At 41.2% G+C, this 21,191-nt stretch carries 16 protein-coding genes; all 16 read left to right on the forward strand.

Annotated features, from left to right (window positions below):
• Positions 1-21 precede the first annotated feature (21 nt).
• The 16 genes from mraZ (at position 22) to tuf (ending at position 20,477) form a co-directional block, all read left to right on the forward strand.
• Complete coding sequence (gene mraZ / locus HXT53_RS01620) at positions 22-795, forward strand: division/cell wall cluster transcriptional repressor MraZ (RefSeq protein WP_004115702.1); 774 nt, start codon at positions 22-24, stop codon at positions 793-795.
• 11 nt (positions 796-806) lie between these two features.
• Positions 807-1,868, forward strand: a complete 1,062-nt coding sequence (gene rsmH, locus HXT53_RS01625) for a 16S rRNA (cytosine(1402)-N(4))-methyltransferase RsmH (RefSeq protein WP_004116906.1) — start codon at positions 807-809, stop codon at positions 1,866-1,868.
• Positions 1,868-2,500, forward strand: coding sequence for a hypothetical protein (locus tag HXT53_RS01630; protein WP_004116905.1), 633 nt, complete (start codon positions 1,868-1,870; stop codon positions 2,498-2,500). Before rsmH ends, HXT53_RS01630 begins: the two co-directional genes overlap by 1 nt.
• Positions 2,500-4,593 carry a peptidoglycan D,D-transpeptidase FtsI family protein gene (locus HXT53_RS01635; protein WP_004112286.1) on the forward strand — a complete coding sequence of 698 codons (2,094 nt, stop codon included), beginning with the start codon at positions 2,500-2,502 and terminating at the stop codon, positions 4,591-4,593. The genes HXT53_RS01630 and HXT53_RS01635 overlap by 1 nt, the downstream gene beginning before the upstream one ends.
• A gap of 28 nt (positions 4,594-4,621) precedes the next feature.
• Positions 4,622-5,866, forward strand: a complete 1,245-nt coding sequence (locus tag HXT53_RS01640; protein WP_285085082.1) for a UDP-N-acetylmuramyl peptide synthase — start codon at positions 4,622-4,624, stop codon at positions 5,864-5,866.
• A gap of 93 nt (positions 5,867-5,959) precedes the next feature.
• Positions 5,960-7,669: a UDP-N-acetylmuramoyl-tripeptide--D-alanyl-D-alanine ligase gene (locus tag HXT53_RS01645; protein WP_004116898.1), complete on the forward strand. Its 1,710-nt coding sequence runs from the start codon at positions 5,960-5,962 to the stop codon at positions 7,667-7,669.
• Positions 7,666-8,769: a phospho-N-acetylmuramoyl-pentapeptide-transferase gene (gene mraY / locus HXT53_RS01650; RefSeq protein ID WP_004116897.1), complete on the forward strand. Its 1,104-nt coding sequence runs from the start codon at positions 7,666-7,668 to the stop codon at positions 8,767-8,769. Before HXT53_RS01645 ends, mraY begins: the two co-directional genes overlap by 4 nt.
• A 77-nt stretch (positions 8,770-8,846) precedes the next feature.
• Complete coding sequence (gene murD / locus HXT53_RS01655) at positions 8,847-10,424, forward strand: UDP-N-acetylmuramoyl-L-alanine--D-glutamate ligase (RefSeq protein ID WP_415704999.1); 1,578 nt, start codon at positions 8,847-8,849, stop codon at positions 10,422-10,424.
• Positions 10,411-11,739, forward strand: a complete 1,329-nt coding sequence (locus tag HXT53_RS01660; RefSeq protein WP_004116890.1) for an FtsW/RodA/SpoVE family cell cycle protein — start codon at positions 10,411-10,413, stop codon at positions 11,737-11,739. The genes murD and HXT53_RS01660 overlap by 14 nt, the downstream gene beginning before the upstream one ends.
• 132 nt (positions 11,740-11,871) lie before the next feature.
• Positions 11,872-13,098: a UDP-N-acetylglucosamine--N-acetylmuramyl-(pentapeptide) pyrophosphoryl-undecaprenol N-acetylglucosamine transferase gene (locus HXT53_RS01665; RefSeq protein WP_421780485.1), complete on the forward strand. Its 1,227-nt coding sequence runs from the start codon at positions 11,872-11,874 to the stop codon at positions 13,096-13,098.
• 2 nt (positions 13,099-13,100) lie between these two features.
• Positions 13,101-14,612 carry a UDP-N-acetylmuramate--L-alanine ligase gene (gene murC, locus HXT53_RS01670; RefSeq protein WP_004137913.1) on the forward strand — a complete coding sequence of 504 codons (1,512 nt, stop codon included), beginning with the start codon at positions 13,101-13,103 and terminating at the stop codon, positions 14,610-14,612.
• A 64-nt stretch (positions 14,613-14,676) separates the two neighbouring features.
• Entirely contained in the window at positions 14,677-15,810 is a 1,134-nt protein-coding gene (locus HXT53_RS01675) for a cell division protein FtsQ/DivIB (protein ID WP_004575091.1), read from the forward strand.
• 279 nt (positions 15,811-16,089) lie between these two features.
• The gene (gene rpsL / locus HXT53_RS01680) at positions 16,090-16,461 is read left to right on the forward strand and encodes a 30S ribosomal protein S12 (RefSeq protein WP_003813881.1); all 372 of its coding nucleotides are present in this window, start codon (positions 16,090-16,092) and stop codon (positions 16,459-16,461) included.
• A 3-nt stretch (positions 16,462-16,464) separates the two neighbouring features.
• Positions 16,465-16,935 carry a 30S ribosomal protein S7 gene (gene rpsG / locus HXT53_RS01685; protein WP_004112309.1) on the forward strand — a complete coding sequence of 157 codons (471 nt, stop codon included), beginning with the start codon at positions 16,465-16,467 and terminating at the stop codon, positions 16,933-16,935.
• 42 nt (positions 16,936-16,977) lie between these two features.
• Complete coding sequence (gene fusA / locus HXT53_RS01690; RefSeq protein WP_004112311.1) at positions 16,978-19,107, forward strand: elongation factor G; 2,130 nt, start codon at positions 16,978-16,980, stop codon at positions 19,105-19,107.
• A gap of 170 nt (positions 19,108-19,277) precedes the next feature.
• Positions 19,278-20,477 carry an elongation factor Tu gene (gene tuf, locus HXT53_RS01695; RefSeq protein ID WP_004112314.1) on the forward strand — a complete coding sequence of 400 codons (1,200 nt, stop codon included), beginning with the start codon at positions 19,278-19,280 and terminating at the stop codon, positions 20,475-20,477.
• Positions 20,478-21,191 lie beyond the last annotated feature (714 nt).

The raw sequence follows: 21,191 nt of genomic DNA on the forward strand, positions 1-21,191 counted from the left end.
TGTTGAAAAGGAGGTGGAGTTATGGCTCGTAATAATGCGGATGATAATGCGCAGAATAAAGCCAATTCCTCCTTTATGCATGCTCAAAATCTCTCTGACAGTGATTCACAAAATATTGCTCAAGCTAATGCTCAGGAAATGCATATGCCAATGCAAAATCCTCAAGCGTACGCTCAGCCTTATTATGTGATGCCACAGATGTATCAGCCACAGCAGATTCCGCCAATGCAGCAGATTCCTTTTGCGCAACCCATTAACCAGGCTCCATATTCGGCTTTTAATTCCACTCCTTTACCGAATAATGAAGATTCTCGTGGTAATGGCATAAGCAATCAGAATCAGCAACAGAATCAAACCCCAATTCTTCTTGGTACATATGCTCCAAAAATTGATGGAAAAGGTCGTGTAGCTTTACCAGCGAAATTTAGATCTCAATTAGGGAATGGTTTTGTTATGGCGCGTGGTCAGGAACGTTGCGTATACGTACTGCCAATGCAAGAGTTTCAACGTATTACAACGCAGATTCAGCGCACATCTATGAGCAATAAGTCTGCAAGAGACTATTTGCGAGTGTTTCTTTCTGGCGCTGTAGATCAAGAACCAGATAAGCAGGGACGCATAGTAGTTCCACCAATGTTAAGAGATTACGCAAATCTTGGAGACGAGATTGTTGTAATTGGTGTTGGCACTCGCGCAGAAATATGGAATAAGTCTGCTTGGAACGAATACCTTGCAGATCGTGAGCAAGATTATGCAGATATTGCAGATGATGTTCTTCCGGCGGTGATCCAATGAAAGGTGATCCGATGAAGGACTTATCTACAATACACGCACCAGTATTGCTCGACGATTGTGTAAATCTAGTATCTCCAGCGTTAAACCACAAGAATTCTGTTGTTGTGGATTGCACGCTGGGTCTTGCTGGTCATGCAACAGCTTTTCTTAAATCGGCTCCTCTTGCAACGCTTGTAGGCATAGACAGAGATGGCGAAGCTCTTGAGCTAGCTATAAAAAGAATGCGTGAAGAAGGATTAGACGAACGTTTTATTCCAGTACATGCAGCATTTGATGAAGTCGACAAAGTTCTTGAAGATTTAGCAATCTACCATATTGATGCAGCATTTATGGATTTGGGACTTTCTAGCTTGCAAATAGACGAAGAAGATAGAGGATTCTCATATTCTCACAACACTGCATTAGATATGAGAATGGACACTACACAAAGCATAACAGCTGCGACTATTCTCGCGACTTATGATTCGCATAAGCTTGCGAATATTTTCCGAGAATATGGTCAAGAGCGTTTTTCTGGTCCAATAGCTCGCAAAATTGTTCAAGTTCGTGAAGAGACTCCGATTACCACATCTGGTCAGCTGGTTGAATTAGTTGATAACGTCATTCCTCGTTCTCATCGTGCTCCAGGAAACCCAGCTAAGAGAGTTTTCCAAGCTCTTCGCATTGAGGTTAATGGAGAATTAGACAAACTTGCTAGGACATTACCAAAGTTGGCTCTGCGTTTAAATCAAGGTGGCAGGATTGTTGTTGAATCTTATCATTCGCTGGAAGATATTGCGGTTAAAAGATTCATGAACAATGGCTTAGAAGTAGATGTTCCAGCGAATATGCCTATTGTTCCAGCAGATGCACAGCCTTTCTTTAGGTCGCTAACTAGAGGAGCTGTGAAAGCATCTAAGGAAGAAATAGCAAATAATACTAGGTCTTCGTCTGTTCGCTTGCGTGCAGTGGAACTGATTCGAGATATTCCAGAACGTTGGATTAAGGAATTTGAATCTATTTCTAAAGGTATTGAAGAATCATCTAATTCTTCGACTATACGATTTGCACATAAAAAAGGGGGTAGGTTCTAATGATTAAGCCATTAAAAAACCGTGCTCCTGGATTGTCTACTGTTACTGCAACAGCAGCTCCTGCAGGTCGTGTAAAAGAAAAAGTTGTTGGAGATTCAAGGAAAAATCGTGTTCTAAAATCCCTTCCATTGGTATTTAGTGCATCAGACCGCAGATCTTACACAGTAATGAACCGCTTGCATAAGGTTATAGAGTGGAGCAATACTCGTAAAGCGCCTCTTTTTAATGTGATTATTGTTGTTTTGTTCTTAGTAATCACTCCTACAACATCTCTATTGTTGCGCACAAAAATGGCAGAAATATCTTTTGAACAAGCTGCTACACAATCGAGTATTTCTAGGCTTCGTCAAGATGTAGAAACAGCTCAAACAAAATTAGATACTTTAGAGGCTGATCTTCCAGCAAAAGCGCAAACGATGGGAATGGTTCCGCAGCAAGGTGCAATAACCGTTGATTTAAGCGATTATGCAAATAAAAAGAAAGCTGAAAAAGCAATGCTTGATGCTAAGAAAGCTCAAACACAGGCTAATCTCAAGAATCAAAAGTCGCAGCCCAAACAGCAGGCGCATGATTCACAACAATCTAAACAACAATCTAAACAGCAAAAACCAAAGGATAAGGAGAAACATTGATGAGCCGCCAAATCAAGCAACGTTTCGCCAAATATTCAGGCAAAGTTAATGGAGTTGTTAATTCTATTAAAGACAAAGTTAATAGAACAAGCAATTCCAGTGGATTTTCAAAAACCAGTAAGTCTCTAAAAGATGGTATTAGTCGCGTTTTTAGCTTACTGAAGCTGATTAAAAGAAAATCGCAATTTACAAGGTTTAAAAAGGCCAGCACATACAATGCGAATTCTTATGAGGCTTACGGATCCTATAATCGGTCTGCTGCTAATAAGACTGCTGCGATGAATAGCACAGTTTTTGCAAAGAAGTGCGTAATTGTTGCAATTATTTTTGCGTTTGTTGCAACATGTGCAATAGTAAAACTTAGTTTTATACAGCTTATTAATGCTCGTTCTACTGCTCAGGCGGCTCAAGCAGAACGTATTAGGACAAAACCAATTCTTGCTAGAAGAGGTCGTATTTTAGATACAAACGGTTCAGTTCTTGCTCAAAGTGTTGAAAGATACAATATAATTGCTGATCCTATGAATGCGCAGGCGTTTAAACCTACTCCTTGCACAAAACAAACTGCTGGTAATTGTCATTCGATTAATGGTAAGGATGTTGAAGGTACTGGTGCCGTGGCGGTGGCACGTCTTTTAGCTCCAATTCTTCATATGAGCTCTGTTGAAATCGGCGGAAAGATTTCTGGATTGGGTCGTTACGCAGTTATCAAGAGGAATGTGAAGCCTTCTGTTAAGCGTGCAATTGACAAACTCAACCTTTCTGGTTGTGTTTATGCAGAAAACAGTAGTGAACGAGTGTATTCAAGTGGTCCTATTTTGGGTGCCCTAATTGGTTCTGTCAAAGATGCCGAAGAAAGCTCTAGACCAGAGGCAAAGGGTAGAAGAGGCGAAATAGGTGAATCTGGATTAGAGCTTTCGCAAGATAAAGTTTTAACTGGTACAGATGGATATCAAAAGTATCAGGGAAACAATGTTGGAAATGAGAAAATTCCTGGCACTGTTAGCGAATATAAAGATGCTGTAAATGGTAATGACATAAAGTTAACCATTGACAGCGATGTAGATTGGTACGTTAAAAAAGTTCTTCTTGACGGAATGAAGCAGTACAAAGCTGGATGGGGAATTGCTGTTGTTCAGGATATTCGCACTGGTGAGATTCTTGCGTTAGAAGATACTGACGATATTAAAGCTGGTTCTTCAGCTGCTAGAGCATCTGTTTCTAAAGCGGTTAGCCAGATCTTTGAGCCAGGTTCTATAGGCAAAGTGTTTGCCATGGCTGGAATGGTTCAATCTGGTGCGCGTCAACTCAGCGACAAATTCTCAGTTCCAGGGACAATAGACAAACAAGGTCAGGTTTTCCATGATTCTCACAGTCATGGTATTGAACGTTTAACATTAGCTGGAATTTTAAAGGAATCTTCTAATGTTGGCATGATTTTAGCTGGCGAAAAATATCCTAATAACAAGCGTTATGAGTTTTTGTCTAAGTTTGGAATTGGGCAATATACTGGTTTAGGTTTACAAGGTGAATCTCCTGGTCTTCTTCCAAGCGTACAAGCATGGGATGGTCGTAAGCAAAACACTGTTTTGTTTGGTCAGGGTTATGCCACTAACGCTTTGCAAATTACTAATGCTATTGCGACTATTGCGAACAAGGGTGTAAGGCTCCAACAGTCAATAATCAAATCTGTAATAGATCCTCATGGACGTGTTTCAGAGCACAAGAGACCTCAGGCAACTCGCGTTTTGGATGAACATGTAGCATCGCAAATGTTGAATGCTATGGAAAGCACAGCGGAATCTTACAAGAACTTTATATCAATTAATGGATACCGTGTTGCTGCTAAGAGTGGTACTGCAGAAGTAGCGGGATTCGGTGGAGGATTAAGTTCTATCGTTGCAGATTGTGCTGGAGTCATTCCTGTGGATAATCCACGATTTGCTATTACAGTGGCATTAAGTAATCCTCAGGGAACTTTCGGCGTTGTTGCAGCAGCACCTCTTTTGAAAGCAATTGGAGAATTCTTGATGCAAAAGTATGATGTTCCAGTTTCTACTCCTCGTAGCAACCCTATTGCTGTAGAATGGTGATATACAACAAATAAGGGCGAGTGCGAGTATGAATGCTGTTGATGAATTTTCCAGAACCAGAGTGACGCTTGGTTTTGCTGCTGAACAGTATGGTTTTGAGGTAATTCCTTCCTTTGCATCTGGTGTGACTATTACATCATTAGCTTGTGATGTTAGAAGTGTTAAACCAGGTTGTCTTTTTGTTCCTTCATCTCGAGTAGATAAGAGACAATTAGAGGCTGCTAGAGATGCTGGAGCGTATGCTGCAATGGTTCCTCCAGAGTTTAGATCTGAAGCAATGAGTGTAGGCATTCCTCTGCTGGTATCTTCTAATAATCCAATAACTCTCGGTAAGCTAGCTTGTGATGTTAATTGCGATCCGTCATCTTTTATAGCAACTTTTGCAGTTGCAGGAGATAGTGATGATGAGATTTACGCAAATGTTATACGTTTGGCTGATTTTCTTCATATGCTCGGCAATCCAGTTGGTATTATTAGTGCAGCTGGGTCTAGCTCTCTTCAAAGAGAGTTAGATTTAGAGTATCCTATGGGAATAATTGATATACAGCATAACTTGTCTGTGTGTGTAGAAGATGGCGCTGCAGCTGTTGTAATAGCATTAAATTCTGCAACTCTTAGTAAAGATGCATTGCAGTCTGTTAACGTTGATGTCCTTGGAGTTGAAAGCAATAATGCTTTAGCAATGGCTGGAAGCCTTGACTTATATGCAAGCGACTCTTCTTATTCTGATCCTTACTCTAATACTTCAAAATTTGATAGTCATGCAAATCATGCAAGTCATGCAGATGATAATGCAGATAATCATTCATATAATAAAAAGAAGTATGATTCTGATACTACATTAAATCAGAATTCAAAATCGCAGCAAAAAGTCGAATCACTTAATTCCGATAGTGAATCTCATAGTGAATCCGATAGTGTATCTGATATTTCTTCTTCTAGAACTTCTGCTAATAAATCTGATAAACATTACGACAATAGTTTTATCAAAAATCAAAATGATGATTCCGCTATAGATGAAGAAAGTATGAAGTCCGCTCGACCAGTAATAAGTTTTTATACTCTTCAACAACGTTATGGGTTTGTAAGTCATGAAAGATCTTATTGCGTTATGCGTTCTCGTGAATCAGATGAGTTAGCTGCTTTAGCAGATCAGATTGGTGGTAAGGATGTTCACAAACATCTTTCTCTTTCAATAGCTATGGTTCTTGCAGCTGGAGTTAGAAGAGGAACTATTAAAAGCGCGTTACGAGTGTCTCATGAATTAAAGTAGTGTTAATTAAAGTAGTGTTCAGAAACGTGTTGATGATTAATAGATTTGTTGCAAAGCAAATGAAACCAATGTTGGGAAAATAACGAGGTTATGATGCAAAATAAGACTTTGGGCAATAATACAACGACCAATAATATGCGTATGATGCCTATGAGTGTTAAAGAAGTAGCTGCTGCGGTTAATGGCAGACTTTTTATAGGTGGTTGTTTAGTAAAAGAAAACCATAGTATTACTTCTGAGAAATTTTGCATAACAGATCATGATGTTGTTATTTATGCAACAAGTGATTCTCGTAAAGTTGTGGATTCTTCCATATTTGTAGCAATACCAGGCGATCGTGTTGATGGTCATGATTTTGTTCAAAAAGCTGCAGAACTTGGTGCAAAAATTGCAATAGTGGAGCATTTTGTAAAGTTAGATGAGTCTAATAATAGTAAAATTGCTCAAATAGTTGTTGAAAATTCGGTTGAAGCTCTTGGACTTTTAGCAAAACACAATCTTGAGCGTCGCCGCGCGTTAAATACACCGTTTAGTATTATCGGCATAACTGGTTCAGTAGGAAAAACCACTACAAAAGATATGCTCAAGGCTCTTCTTTCAACGCTCGGTAACACTGTTGCGCCAATTGGATCTTTTAATAATGAAATTGGTTTGCCGTTAACATCTTTGCAAGTAAATGAAAACACGAGATTCCTTATTGCAGAAATGGGAGCAAATCATGTTGGAGAGATTGCAAAACTAACAACAATAGCTCCTCCTGATTTAGCTGTTGTATTGAAGGTGGGTGTTGCGCATTTAGGTGAGTTTGGTTCTGTAGAAAGAATTGCTCAGGCAAAAAGTGAGATTGTTAGAGGTCTTGTTGCACACGGAATAGCAATTTTAAATGCTGATGATTTTCGAGTATCTGCAATGCGTTCTTTAGTTGATCAAGATAAATTGCGTTGGTTTGGTAAAAACAGCAATACGGAAGGTGATTTTGACGCATCCAACAATGGCAATTACCAATTGTCTGCAAGTGATATTTCATTAGATGAAATGGGTTGTGCAGAATTTGTTCTTAATGAGAAGAATGAGGATAAGTCTAAAAACTCAGTTAGAGTCCATCTTTCTATACAGGGACAGCATAATGTTATGAACGCAATGGCTGCTTCTAATGTGGCAAGATATTTTGGAATGAATCTTGATAGTATTGCTAAAGTTTTGCATGAAGTTTCGCATATTAGTCCGCATAGAATGCAGCTTTCTAAAATTTCTAACAATAATAATGTTTTTACGCTTATTGACGATTCATTCAATGCAAATCCTGATTCCATGAAGGCTGGAATTGATGGATTGTGTTCTTATGAAAATCATGACTTACATGATTTAAACGTTAATACTGAAGAAGATCTAACAAGTAAAAAGAATAATATTTTTAGAATAGCAGTTCTTGGATCTATGTTAGAGCTTGGTTCTAATGAGAATAATATGCATGAATCAATAGGCGAATATGTTGCAAAGCATAATATTGATGCGCTAATAGCTGTTGGTTCTAAATTTGATAAAAAATTAGATGAACTAGCTGGTTGCATTTATAAAGGTACTAAAGATAATTGGCAGAATAAGAGCCTTGATGTTGAAAATGGCGTATATTTTGTTCATGATTGCACTGAGGCGGATAACGTTGTGTGGAATCTTGTGGCCGCGCATTCGAGTAGTGTTGTGTTATTGAAAGGGTCTCATGCGTCAGGCTTGAGCGTGTTAGCTGAACGCTGGTCTAAACTTAATGAGAGTCTTAGTGAACATACGGAGGTTAACCTGTGATTGCGCTTATCGTGGGAATCGTGGTATCGCTGATTGTTACTATTGTCGGTACGCCGCTTTTAATCCGATTAGTACACCGTTTAAATTACGGTCAGTACATTCGTCAGGACGGTCCACAATCTCATTTAGTTAAACGTGGAACTCCTACAATGGGAGGTGTTGTTATAAACCTTGCTGTTGTAGTTGGTTGGGCTGCTTCTGCTCTTTACAGATATTTCTCTGTTGGACGTACTCCATCCTGGTCTGCTGTGCTTGTGCTTTTTGCAATGCTTTCTATGGGTTTTCTTGGGTTCATTGATGACTTTGCAAAAGTTCGTAAAAAACAGAATCTTGGTCTTTCGGTTCGTGCAAAACTAGTTGGTCAAATTATTTTTGCAAGCATTTACGCGCTTTTGGCCCTAATGCTACCAACTCAGTCTGGTATCGCTAGTGCTCAGGCTGGTATGAGCTTTATTGAAAAACCATTTCTTGATTTTTCAATGTTTGGGCAAGTCGTAGGAATTGTGGTTTTTATTATTTGGGTTAACTTCTTGATGGCGGCTTGGTCTAATGCTGTAAATCTTACAGATGGTCTAGATGGTTTAGCTTCTGGCTCTTCAATGATTGCTTTTGCTGGTTACGCTATGATTGCGTTCTGGGAAAGTTACCACGTTAAAGGTGGTGGTCATTTTGGTTTCTCGTACGCAGTATCTGACCCTCTTGATTTGACTATTATTGCTGTTTGTGCAGCTGTTGCCTGCTTTGGATTCTTGTGGTACAACTCAAATCCTGCTCAGGTATTTATGGGAGATACGGGATCATTGGCATTAGGTGGTCTTTTTGCTGCTCTTTCTATAGCTACTCATACAGAGTTCTTAGCTGTTATTTTGGGCGGATTATTTGTTATAGAAGCATGTAGTGATGTAATTCAGGTTGGATGTTTTAAGCTTACGCATAAGCGAGTGTTTAAAATGGCTCCTATACACCATCATTTTGAGCTTGTTGGCTGGGCGGAAGGTAAAGTCGTTGTTCGTTTTTGGATGATTGAGCTTATGTTTGTACTTTCTGCATTGATGATGTTTTATGCGGATTGGGCTGGTCATTCTGGGTTACTGATTTAACGATTAGTTCTTACTTAACGATTAGCATTGACTTAGTAATTGAGTATCTACTTGGTAATTGGTGAGGGTTAAATAATATGAGCAGCGTTGCAGAAGATTGTTTGCTTAGGGAATTGTCGTTCCACAAGAAGTTCCCGTTCAATAATGTTCTTGTGGCGGGTCTTGGTGTTTCTGGCATTGGTGCTGTAGAAGTGCTTAAATCCGTTGGTGCTACAGCGATTACTGCAGATGAGCGTAAGGAAGAGGCTCAGGTACACGATTTTTCCAAGATTGATTGGGATAATATAGATGCTGTTGTAACATCTCCTGTTTTTAATCCTCGTACACCTTTTATTCTAGAAGCGCAGAAGCGTAATATTCCACTTATTAGTGAAGTGGAGCTTGCTTGGCTTGTTCGTGTAAACTCAGATAAAACCAATAATCCTGCACCTTGGGTTGGAATCACTGGTACGAATGGAAAAACTTCCACTACAGAGATGACTTCCGAAATGTTAACTGCTTGTGGTTTTGATGCTCCTGCAGTAGGAAATATTGGAAAATCGGTTTCTCACGCTGCTATGGAATCAGAACATGATGTTTTGTGTGTAGAATTAAGCTCTTTCCAGCTTCATTTTACTAATTCTATGAGATTAGATTGTGCAGCTATTACTAATATTGCTGCGGATCATTTAGATTGGCACGGTGGGATTGAAGCTTACGCAAAAGACAAGTCTAAAGTTTTTAATGGGGTTAAAAAGGCTCTTGTTTATAATGCTCAGGATTCTAGAGTAAGTGAACTTGCAGCTAACGCTCAAGTAGAAGATGGTTGTAAGAAAATTGGCTTTACACTTGAACCTCCAGAATCTGGAGAAATAGGTGTTGAAAATGGTTGGATTGTAGATAAGAGTGGTGTTGCTGGCGGAAAAGTTGGAGATCCAGTTAAATTAGTGGAGCTAAGGGATCTTAAGCATTTATGTGAACCAGACGGAAGCGTATATCCTCATCTTCTTGCAGATGCTTTGACTGCTTTAGCTCTTACATTAGGGTTGAATCCAGATGTTGAAAATGCTGTAAAAACTTTGTGTAACTTTGCTCCAGGAGGTCACAGGATTCAAACTGTCGCAACTTTAAATGCTGACGATAATCTTCCTGAACACTCGATTCGTTTTGTAGATGATTCAAAGGCTACTAACGCTCACGCTGCAGCAGCATCTATTTCTAGTTTTGGTAAAAAATCTGTAATTTGGATCGCTGGGGGGCTTGCAAAAGGCGGTTGTTTTGAAGATCTAGTTAAAGATAATAGAAGTATTATAAAGGCTGCTGTTGTGATTGGTGTAGATCAAAAACCGATTATAGAAGCTCTTAATGCTAATGGAAAAGATATTCCAGTAACTATTGTTTCTCCAGATGGAACAGGTTGTGAATCTTTTGATTATGCGGATGATTCTGTTCTTAAAAAAGTGGAAAACGATAAGACTATTAGCCCAGATCCTTCTCTAGGTCAAAAAGTTATTTCTACAGCAGTTGATGCTGCCGGACGCTATGCAAAACAAGGAGATGTTGTGTTGCTGGCTCCAGCGTGTGCATCAATGGATCAGTTTGTGTCTTATGCGGATCGCGGATCTCGTTTTGCTAAAGAATCTGAGCGATGGGTTAATAGTCATGAACGTGAATAGCAAAAAATCTAATCCTAACAATGCTAATAAAAAGCCTTTGCGATTGTTTTCTTCTAGTAAAAAACAGCGTTCTACTAAATCGTCAAGAGCGTATGAAACTTTTAATGAAAACAGTCATGCTTTTAAACAATACGTTGGTATTCGTAGCATATTTAACCCATTATGGTGTTTGTATGGTTTAAGAATATCTGTTGCAATGCTTTCTGTTTTCGGCTTATTTATGGTTTTTTCAAGTTCCTCAGTGACTATGATTACTTATGGAGCAGGTCCTTGGGGTTCTGGAATAAGTCAATTGATTTATTGCATTATTGGATTTATTGGTTATTTGATTGTTTCTCGTCTTCCAGTCGATTTCTATAAAAGTAAGATTATTGTTATTTACGCAATATCTGTTTTTATGCAATTTTTGACTTTTGTGCCAGGAATTAGACATGAGGTTAATGGTAATGCTAGCTGGATTAAAATAGGTCCTTTTACAATGCAGCCCGCAGAAATAACCAAGTTAGCTATATGTATTTGGCTTCCTATGGCTCTTATACTGGCTAAAAAAGCTTATGAGCGTGTTCAAATGCGCGCATACATTCCGTCTGTAGTGGCTCTCGGAGTTTCATTGCTTCTTGTTGTTGCTGGTAAAGATCTTGGTACTGCGTTGATTATTCTTCTTATAGCCGTAGTCGCATTTTATATAGGAGGATTCCCTACAAAGTGGCTCGTTATCGCTCTTATATCTGCATCTGCAGCTGTTTTATTGTTGGTTGTTACTAGTCAAAATCGTATGAGGCGTATTCTTGCGACTATCCATGGTTGTGATGCTAAGTCTATAAAAGGCGTGTGCTTCCAAGCTATTCATGCGCAATATGCTATGGCTTCTGGTGGTCTTATGGGTGTTGGCATAGGTAATTCTCGAGAAAAATGGAATTATTTACCTTATGCTCATAATGATTTTATTTTTGCGATTATCGGCGAAGAAATGGGATTTTTTGTAGCGTCTTGTGTGATTCTTCTTTATATTGTTATTGGATGGTGTTTGTTAACTTCCGCATTGCAATCTCATAGTAAGTTTGTTTCGATATCTCTTATAAGTATTGCTACATGGATTGTAGGTCAGGGTTTAATAAACATATTGGTTGTGGTTCAAGTTCTTCCTGTTATGGGTGTTCCTATGCCGTTTATTTCTGCTGGTGGTTCGTCTTTAGTTATGTGCTTGTTGAGTATTGGTGTTGCGGACTGTTTTATTAGAAGTAACCCTTATATTAAGCCTAGTATTAATAGCAGTATTAAGTCAGTTTCTAGTGAGGATGACAATAAACGTTAAAGTCTGGTTATTGTCTAATTGTTTAGTCTTAGATTAAAGTTTTAGATTAGGTTAGAAATTATTATAATTAGTGGTTTTAGATTGATTTAAATTTATTTTAGATTCACTCTAGCTCGAATGTAGGTGGTTTATATGGAAGATGTGAACTCTGATTCCTCTGTCGATAATGTCGATGAAGATTCTTTGCATGTTGTTTTAGCAGGGGGCGGAACAGCAGGTCATGTTAATCCTCTTCTTTCTGTAGCTAGCGCGTTAAAAGATTTAGATGAATCTGTAAAAATTAGTGTTATTGGAACTAATGTTGGATTAGAAAAGACTCTTGTTCCACAAGCTGGTTTACCGCTTGATGTCATTGAGAAAGTTCCTTTTCCTAGAAAACCTAATTTATACATGTTTAAGTTTCCTTTTAAATGGGTTCGTGAAAAGAATAAGGTTCGTGAAATACTGAAAAAAAGACGCGCTGATGTTGTTGTTGGCTTTGGTGGTTATGCTTCTGCTCCTGTTTATTCGCAAGCTCACAGCATGAGATTGCCTATTGTTATTCATGAGCAGAATGCTCGTGCTGGAATGGCAAATAAACTTGGTGCGCGTTGGGCTAACATGATTGGTTGTGTTTATGATGGCACTGGTTTATGCTCAAAATTAGGTTCGTGCACAAAAGCGTTACGAGTCGGTTTGCCTCTTAGAAAAGCGATATCTGATTTATGCGCACAAATTACACAAGATTCTGATTTAGCTAGGATAGAAGGTGCTAAAAAGCTTGGATTAGACCCAAGTAGACCTATTGTACTTGTTACAGGTGGGTCTTTAGGTGCTAAAAGTTTGAACGATTCTGTTTCTATTGCTGCTGGCGATTTGCTTAAGTGTGCTCAAATAGTTCATCTTACGGGTTCTGGAAAGTCTAAAGAAGTTAAAGATAATGTTGCGCGAGTGGCTGGTCTCAATCAAATAAACGACGTTAAGCCAGAGCATGCAGGTTTAGGTGATTATCATATTTGTGAATATTTGGAGAGGATCGACTGGGCTTTTGCTTGTGCAGACTTGGTGATTTGTAGGTCTGGCGCTGGTACTGTTGCAGAAATATCTGCTATTGGTCTTCCTGCAATTTACGTTCCGCTGCCGATTGGTAATGGTGAGCAGCGTTTTAACGCACAGCCTGTTGTGGATGCAGGAGGAGCGATTATGGTTAGCGATTCTGATTTTACTGTTGACTGGATTCATGACAATGTGTTGAAATTGCTTGACAATACAAATCGTCTTGAACAAATGCGTGAAAAATCTTGGAAATATGGCATTCGTGATGCTGCAAGCGTAATGGCAAAATATATTCTTGATATTGCAAAAGAAAGCAGAAGATAATTATGGATATTAATATGAATCCTATGCGCTCAGCATTTGAAGCAGACCAGACCATATCTTCGTTAGGCTCTGTTCACTTTATTGGAATAGGCGGAGCTGGAATGAGCGTTTTGGCAGAAATGCTACACGAAGAAGGGGTAGAAGTAAGTGGATGTGATTGTCAAGAAAATGACCACACAAGACGCTTAGAAGAACTTGGAATAAATGTAAAAATAGGTCAAAGTGCAAGTCATATAAAAAATTCCGATATTCTTGTGTATTCTAGCGCGATTAAGCCGAGTAATCCTGAAATTATTGCTGCTTATCAAAATGGTGTGAAACTCGTACACAGAAGCGACATCTTATCCTTGCTTTTAAGTGCTAAAAGGGGAGTAACTGTTGCTGGAGCGCATGGCAAAACTACAACAAGCTCACTTTTAGCACATATTTTGCGAGTTTGTGGTAAAGGTGATCTAGCAGACCCGAGTTATGCGATTGGTGGATCTATTCAAGCACAAGATGGTGGTGAAATAGACGGAGGGCATGCTGGCAGCGGAATCGTTATGGTTGCGGAGGCGGATGAATCCGACGGCAGCTTTGAAAAATATAATCCGTATATTGCAATTGTTACAAATGTTGAAGCGGATCATTTGGATCATTATGGGAATGCGCAAAATTATCGCTCGGCTTTTGTTGAACATTTAAGCCATGCTCTTGGGCATATTGTGATTTGTGCAGATGATGATGGCGCTCGTGCCGTTTTAGATGCTTTAAGCGATGATTCTCTTAAAAAAACAATCGTTTACACAAGTAATAAAGATAATGTTTCTTTGCTGAATGATCGAGTGAAAAGTTTTGTAAAATTTGCCTTTATTGAGCATGAAAGTGAAAAAACGGGTAGCGGAAGTGAATCGTTTGTTATTGAATTTAATGGCGATTTTATAGACGTTAATCTTATAATTCCAGGATTGCATAATGCTAGGAACGCATGTGCTGCTATTATTGCTGCGATGCTTTTAGGCATGAGCCCTAAAGATGCGGCAGATGGTGCTTCTAGTTTTCGTGGGGCTTCTAGGCGATTCGATATTCGTGGGTGTGTTAATGGAGTAACGGTTGTAGACGATTACGCGCATCATCCTACGGAAATAGATGCTCTTTTGCGCGCTGCAAGAAGAAGATATCCGAATGCTAGTATTCGTGTTCTTTTCCAGCCGCATCTGTTTTCTAGAACTCGCTCTTTTGCGCACGAATTTGCATCTGCATTATCTCTTGCAGATGACGTGATCGTCACTGGAATTTTCCCAGCTAGAGAAAAACAGGAAGATTTCCCAGATATTCACGCGTCAACTATTGTTGATGTAGCTAGGAAAGATGATATTACGTCTAATATCGAGGCAGTGGAAGATATGCGTGAAGGTGCTCTAAAATTGGCTAATCGAGCAAAAAATGGCGATGTGCTGTTTACTGTTGGAGCAGGAAGTATCACAGCTATGACATCTGTTATGCTTGAAGCATTGAGTTCCAAAAGTTTGTGAGTTTATAAGAGTTTATAAAATTTTAAAGCAGATAAAAGTCGTAAGCTGATTTAAGAGGTAGTGTATGGGGCGTGTGATTTTTAGCAAGTCTGAAGGTCGTACTGTATCTAGTACGACTGGAAACGATGCGGAAAATCGTAACCTGATTTCTAAAAAATCATTGCGCAAAAAAGGTAGAACAGCAAAATCGAATTTAACTACATCTGATAGTTCTATTGAGTTTGTTACATCTTCCGTGCCTACAACTGCATCTAAATCTTCTGCGTCTTCTGTAACTGCAGAGTTTTCTGTATCGGGTGAATCTACAAAAAATAATGCTTCTAAAAACACTTTTGTAGATGCTAGGAGACTTTCTGTAGTTGATTTTGTAAAACAGACTTTGCGTTCAACCGCTGGGCCATTAGGTATTGTTTCTAGGCCTAAAGTTATAGATTTCAGTGCTAGAGAAAAAGAAAAAAAGTTCGCTAGTTTACGTACGATTCTGTTGAGATTTCTCTATAGTTTTCTGATAATTGCATCTATAACATTGCTATGTTGGGTTCTATTCTTTTCTCCTGTATTTAGACTTAAGTCTAAAAATATTAGTATTTTTGGCTCTAACGAATGGGTTAGTGAGCAAAAAATTTCGTCTATTGCATCTAATCAGGTAAATAAATCGCTGTTTTTAGTGTCATCTCAAGAAATAATTGAGCAACTTAATAACATACCTGGTGTTACAGAAGCTAAGGTTTCAAAAAAATTCCCTCAAGGATTGCAAATAACGGTTAGAGCGCAAAAGCCTGCTGCGATACTTAAATCTCACGGTAGTGAAAAATTAACAGCTGTTGACGTTAAAGGTAGAGTTCTTAATGCAGTTGAAAATGTTCCTACTACAGGAATTCCAGTTATTGAAGTTACAGACGTTCACAAGAGTTTGAGCAGTAAGGCTGTACGTGAGGCGTTGAAAATTGTAAGTTCTTTGTCTGAAGATTTTCGTTCACATGTAATGCGAGTTAGTGCCAGAACTCAGGATTCTGTTGAAACTGAGATTTCTTCCACTGTTTCTAACGTAGAAATTCATCGTGTAATTGTTTGGGGTGATTCTTCAGATTTAGATCTTAAAAAGGCGATTGTAGACGTGATTATCAATGATCCTAGCAAAATTGGAAACAGGCAACGTCTTGATGTTTCTGCTCCCGCAAGACCTATTTTAAAGTAGTTCGTTTAAGCGGATCTTATTTAAGCGTATTTTAATTGTCAAGCAAGGATGTATAATAGTAGTTCGTGTGTGCCAACGGTGCGCCTTATGTTATAGGTGTTCTCGTTGGGATATCCCAAGTGCCAAGGATAGCGCGCAGTAATGCGTGGCTGGAGGCATGAGGGCCATCGGGCCGGTGGACTGTGGCTTTTACTCTTTTAACCGATTCATGGTTTAAGGTGTGCTGCAGTGTGGCGGTTTTCACCAAATAGAAGATAACAATGAATCGGAGAACTTAAGTTGCCTACGATTGAACAACTCGTCCGTAAGGGACGTCAGGCCAAGCCTAAGAAGTCAAAGACTTTGGCCTTGAAAGGTAGCCCGTTGCGTCGTGGCGTGTGCACTCGTGTGTACACCACCACTCCTAAGAAGCCAAACTCTGCGCTTCGTAAGGTTGCTCGTGTGCGCCTCAGCTCGGGTATTGAAGTAACCGCCTATATTCCAGGCGAAGGTCATAACTTGCAGGAGCACTCCATTGTGCTCGTGCGCGGTGGCCGTGTGAAGGATCTCCCAGGTGTGCGTTACCACATCGTGCGTGGTGCTCTCGATACCCAGGGTGTTAAGGACCGCAAGCAGGGTCGTTCCCTGTATGGAGCAAAGAAGGCGAAGTAAAACATGTCACGTAAAGGACCTGCAAAAAAGCATCAGCTGCTTCCTGATCCAATCTACGGCTCGACCGTCGTGGCTCAGTTGATTAACAAAATTCTTCTCGATGGCAAGAAGTCCATCGCAGAAAACATCGTCTACACTGCTCTTGAGCAGGTGAAGGCAAAGACCGAGCAGGAGCCAGTTTCTGTTTTGAAGCGCGCTCTCGATAACATTCGTCCAAGCCTTGAGGTTCGTTCCCGCCGCGTCGGTGGTGCAACCTACCAGGTGCCAGTCGAAGTTAAGCCTGCTCGTGCAAACACTTTGTCCTTGCGCTGGCTTACAGACTTCTCCCGCCTTCGTCGTGAGAAGACTATGGCTGAGCGTTTGGCTAACGAAATTCTCGATGCCTCCAATGGCTTGGGTGCTTCTGTAAAGCGCCGCGAGGATACCCACAAGATGGCAGAAGCAAACAAGGCTTTTGCTCACTATCGCTGGTAATCCACAAGATAATCGGTATCTTAAAGAGCTAAGGATAATAATATGGCACAAGATGTGCTTAACGACCTGAATATGGTTCGTAACATCGGCATCATGGCGCACATCGATGCTGGTAAGACTACTACCACCGAGCGTATTCTTTACTACACTGGTAAGAATTACAAGATCGGTGAAACTCACGATGGCGCATCCACCATGGACTTCATGGCACAGGAGCAGGAACGCGGTATTACTATTCAGTCTGCTGCAACCACTTGCTTCTGGCAGCGTCAGACTCATGACACTGACGATCGCTACCAGATCAACATCATCGATACACCAGGACACGTTGACTTTACCGCAGAGGTTGAGCGTTCTTTGCGTGTTCTCGACGGTGCTGTTGCAGTGTTCGATGGTAAGGAAGGCGTGGAGCCTCAGTCTGAAACCGTTTGGCGTCAGGCTGATAAGTATAGTGTTCCACGTATTTGCTTCATCAACAAGATGGATAAGCTTGGCGCAGATTTCTACTATTCTGTTAAGACCATTAAGGAAAAGCTTGGTGCTAAGCCTCTCGTTATTCAGCTTCCAATCGGTGCTGAAAACGACTTCCTTGGTGTTGTTGACTTGATTCGTATGAAGGCTTACGTCTGGAATGACGTTAAGGACGATATGGGTGCCCACTACGACACCGTTGACATTCCTGCAGACCTGCAGGAGCGTGCAGAAGAATATCGTGCCGAGCTTATGGATCAGGTTGCAGAAGCTGACGAAGAGTTGCTTGAGAAGTACCTCGAATCTGGAGAGCTTTCTGAAGAAGAAATGCGCGCGGGTATTCGCAAGCTTACTATTGCTCGCGAAGCCTTCCCAGTAACTTGCGGTTCTGCATTCAAGGATAAGGGCGTTCAGCCAATGCTGGATGCTGTTGTTGACTTCCTTCCAAGCCCAGAAGATGTTCCATCTATTAAGGGCTTTGATCCAAGCGACGAATCTGTTGAAATTGATCGTAAGCCAGTAAACACCGATCCATTTGCAGCTTTGGTGTTCAAGATTTCAACCCATCCATTCTATGGAAAGCTTGTGTTCGTGCGCGTGTATTCTGGTGAAGTTAAGCCAGGCGATTCTGTGTACGATTCCACCAAGTCCAAGAAGGAACGTGTTGGTAAGATCTTCCAGATGCACGCAGATAAGGAAAATCCTGTAGATTCTGCAGAAGCTGGAAACATTTACACCTTTGTCGGTTTGAAGAATGTCAGCACTGGTGATACTTTGTGCGACGAAAAGAACCCAATTTCTTTGGAATCCATGACCTTCCCAGATCCTGTTATCGAGGTTGCTGTGGAGCCAAAGACGAAGGCAGATCAGGAAAAGATGAGCTTGGCTTTGGCTAAGCTTTCTGATGAGGATCCTACCTTCCAGGTTAAGACCGATGAAGAGTCTGGTCAGACTTTGATTTCTGGTATGGGCGAGCTTCAGCTCGACATTATTGTGGATCGTATGCGCCGCGAGTTCAAGGTCGAAGCGAATGTTGGTAAGCCACAGGTTGCTTATCGTGAAACCATTCGTAAGGCTGTTATGAACCAGGAATACACCCACAAGAAGCAGACTGGTGGTTCTGGTCAGTTCGCAAAGGTTTTGATGAACTTCGAGCCAATCGATCCAGAATCTGGCGAAGTCTATCAGTTCGTTAACGAGGTCACTGGCGGCCACATTACTAAGGAATTCATTCCTTCCATCGACGCAGGTGTGCAGGAAGCTATGGAATCTGGCGTTTTGGCAGGCTTCCCAGTGGTTGGCGTTAAAGCAACCGTTACCGACGGTCAGACTCACGACGTTGATTCTTCGGAAATGGCCTTCAAGATTGCAGGTTCCATGTGCTTCAAGGAAGCTGCTCCTAAGGCTCACCCAGTAATCCTCGAGCCAATTATGGCAGTGGAAGTTCGTACTCCAGAAGAGTACATGGGTGACGTTATGGGCGATTTGAACTCCCGTCGTGGAAACATTCAGTCTATGACCGACGCTACTGGCGTTAAGGTTATTGACGCTAAGGTTCCACTGAGCGAGATGTTCGGCTACATTGGTGATCTTCGTTCCAAGACTCAGGGACGTGCAATGTTCACCATGCAGATGGACTCTTACGCGGAAGTTCCAAAGGCTGTTTCGGACGAGATTATTAAAGCCCAGCGCGGCGAGTAAAAGCGCACGCTACTTCGGTGTTTTGTGTCCCTAGTCAACGCTAGAATTTCGTACGTTGACTGGGTTCTGGCACCGAAGTGGCACCTAACCCAGAAACCCAGTAAATATGTAGCGAGAGGCTTCACATAAGGTTGTGAAGCAAACTACGAGACGTCCAGGAGGACAAACACATGGCAAAGGAAAAGTACGAGCGTACTAAGCCGCATGTTAACATTGGTACCATCGGTCACGTTGATCACGGTAAGACTACCTTGACCGCGGCTATTTCTAAGGTGCTGCATGGCGAGTATCCAGATCTGAACCCTCAGTATGACTTCGATCAGATCGACGCCGCTCCAGAAGAGAAGGAGCGCGGCATTACCATTAACATCGCCCACATCGAGTATCAGACGGCTGCACGCCACTATGCTCACGTGGACGCCCCAGGCCACGCTGATTACGTTAAGAACATGATCACTGGTGCCGCTCAGATGGATGGCGCAATCCTCGTGGTTGCTGCTACCGACGGTCCAATGGCTCAGACCCGTGAACACGTCTTGCTTGCTAAGCAGGTCGGCGTTCCAAAAATTCTTGTTGCTTTGAACAAGTGCGATATGGTTGACGACGAAGAGCTTATCGATCTCGTTGAAGAAGAGGTCCGTGACCTCCTCGAAGAAAACGGCTTCGATCGCGATTGCCCAGTCATCCGTACTTCCGCTTACGGCGCTTTGCATGATGACGCTCCAGACCACGACAAGTGGGTAGAGACCGTCAAGGAACTCATGAAGGCTGTTGACGAGTACATCCCAACCCCAACTCACGATCTTGACAAGCCATTCTTGATGCCAATCGAAGATGTGTTCACCATCTCCGGTCGTGGTACCGTTGTCACCGGTCGTGTTGAGCGTGGTAAGCTCCCAATCAACACCCCAGTTGAGATCGTTGGTTTGCGCGATACCCAGACCACCACCGTCACCTCTATCGAGACCTTCCACAAGCAGATGGATGAGGCAGAGGCTGGCGATAACACTGGTCTTCTTCTCCGCGGTATCAACCGTACCGACGTTGAGCGTGGTCAGGTTGTGGCTGCTCCAGGTTCTGTGACTCCACACACCAAGTTCGAAGGCGAAGTTTACGTCTTGACCAAGGACGAAGGTGGCCGTCACTCGCCATTCTTCTCCAACTACCGTCCACAGTTCTACTTCCGTACCACCGATGTTACTGGCGTTATCACCTTGCCAGACGGCATCGAAATGGTTCAGCCAGGCGATCACGCAACCTTCACTGTTGAGTTGATCCAGGCTATCGCAATGGAAGAGGGCTTGACCTTCGCAGTTCGTGAAGGTGGCCGTACCGTTGGTTCTGGTCGTGTGACCAAGATTCTTGCCTAGTATTTTTTCTAACTGAAGATATTAGTTAAGTCTTAGAAAAGACCCCATGAGGAAAATCGTGGGGTCTTTTTGTATTTTCTGTTGAAGAATTACACATAGATCGTTTTGTGTTGTTTGGTGTGTTGTTTGGCGTTGTTTAGCGTGTTTTGAATTTTTACTTTTTTATAGTTATCACAAAAATTATCACAACATTGTTTTTTTTTAAATGTTATTGTGTAAATGGCGAAAGTGTGTCTGAGAGTCAGTCTTTTGTTGGAATATTGGGGTTATAGGCCAAAAAGTGTGTAATAAATCATGTCTCACGCATTGCAATACAAGGGTTTTGCGGTAATCAAATCTGTTTTCTGCACATTCGCCACCCGGATAAAAAGTGTGTAAAAAATCAGTTCATAACCCTTATAGCAGTACGGCTCGCGGCATATCGAATGTGGGTTATTTCTTATGTTCTTTGGTGTTCGAAACATGTATTAGCTGAATATTTAACAATAAATCGTCAAACGCTGTTACTGTCGCAGATTACGTACTGCACTAGTAACATATGACCCTTACTTTCTCAGTTGGCTGACTGAGTTATTAACAGTGTCGTGCCTATTACCGTTATTTTCTCAGTTCGTTAACTGAGTTATTAACGGTGTGTGTACTGTGGCTTATACGCCAGAAGATTAATCAGCTTAGCTTTACACACTTTTTGGCCTATAGCCCATAAATCATATG

The organism is Gardnerella sp. KA00390 (assembly GCF_049244075.1).
Taxonomy (GTDB): domain Bacteria; phylum Actinomycetota; class Actinomycetes; order Actinomycetales; family Bifidobacteriaceae; genus Bifidobacterium; species Bifidobacterium vaginale.

Excerpts from the sequence above, each read along its gene's own strand:
- rpsG (WP_004112309.1), top strand. The coding sequence starts at position 16,465 with ATGTCACGTAAAGGACCTGCAAAAAAGCATCAGCTGCTTCCTGATCCA.
- murD (WP_415704999.1), top strand. The coding sequence starts at position 8,847 with ATGAGCAGCGTTGCAGAAGATTGTTTGCTTAGGGAATTGTCGTTCCAC.
- HXT53_RS01665 (WP_421780485.1), top strand. The coding sequence starts at position 11,872 with ATGGAAGATGTGAACTCTGATTCCTCTGTCGATAATGTCGATGAAGAT.
- mraZ (WP_004115702.1), top strand. The coding sequence starts at position 22 with ATGGCTCGTAATAATGCGGATGATAATGCGCAGAATAAAGCCAATTCC.
- tuf (WP_004112314.1), top strand. The coding sequence starts at position 19,278 with ATGGCAAAGGAAAAGTACGAGCGTACTAAGCCGCATGTTAACATTGGT.
- HXT53_RS01630 (WP_004116905.1), top strand. The coding sequence starts at position 1,868 with ATGATTAAGCCATTAAAAAACCGTGCTCCTGGATTGTCTACTGTTACT.
- HXT53_RS01640 (WP_285085082.1), top strand. The coding sequence starts at position 4,622 with ATGAATGCTGTTGATGAATTTTCCAGAACCAGAGTGACGCTTGGTTTT.
- fusA (WP_004112311.1), top strand. The coding sequence starts at position 16,978 with ATGGCACAAGATGTGCTTAACGACCTGAATATGGTTCGTAACATCGGC.
- rsmH (WP_004116906.1), top strand. The coding sequence starts at position 807 with ATGAAGGACTTATCTACAATACACGCACCAGTATTGCTCGACGATTGT.
- HXT53_RS01635 (WP_004112286.1), top strand. The coding sequence starts at position 2,500 with ATGAGCCGCCAAATCAAGCAACGTTTCGCCAAATATTCAGGCAAAGTT.
- HXT53_RS01660 (WP_004116890.1), top strand. The coding sequence starts at position 10,411 with ATGAACGTGAATAGCAAAAAATCTAATCCTAACAATGCTAATAAAAAG.
- murC (WP_004137913.1), top strand. The coding sequence starts at position 13,101 with ATGGATATTAATATGAATCCTATGCGCTCAGCATTTGAAGCAGACCAG.
- HXT53_RS01645 (WP_004116898.1), top strand. The coding sequence starts at position 5,960 with ATGCAAAATAAGACTTTGGGCAATAATACAACGACCAATAATATGCGT.
- HXT53_RS01675 (WP_004575091.1), top strand. The coding sequence starts at position 14,677 with ATGGGGCGTGTGATTTTTAGCAAGTCTGAAGGTCGTACTGTATCTAGT.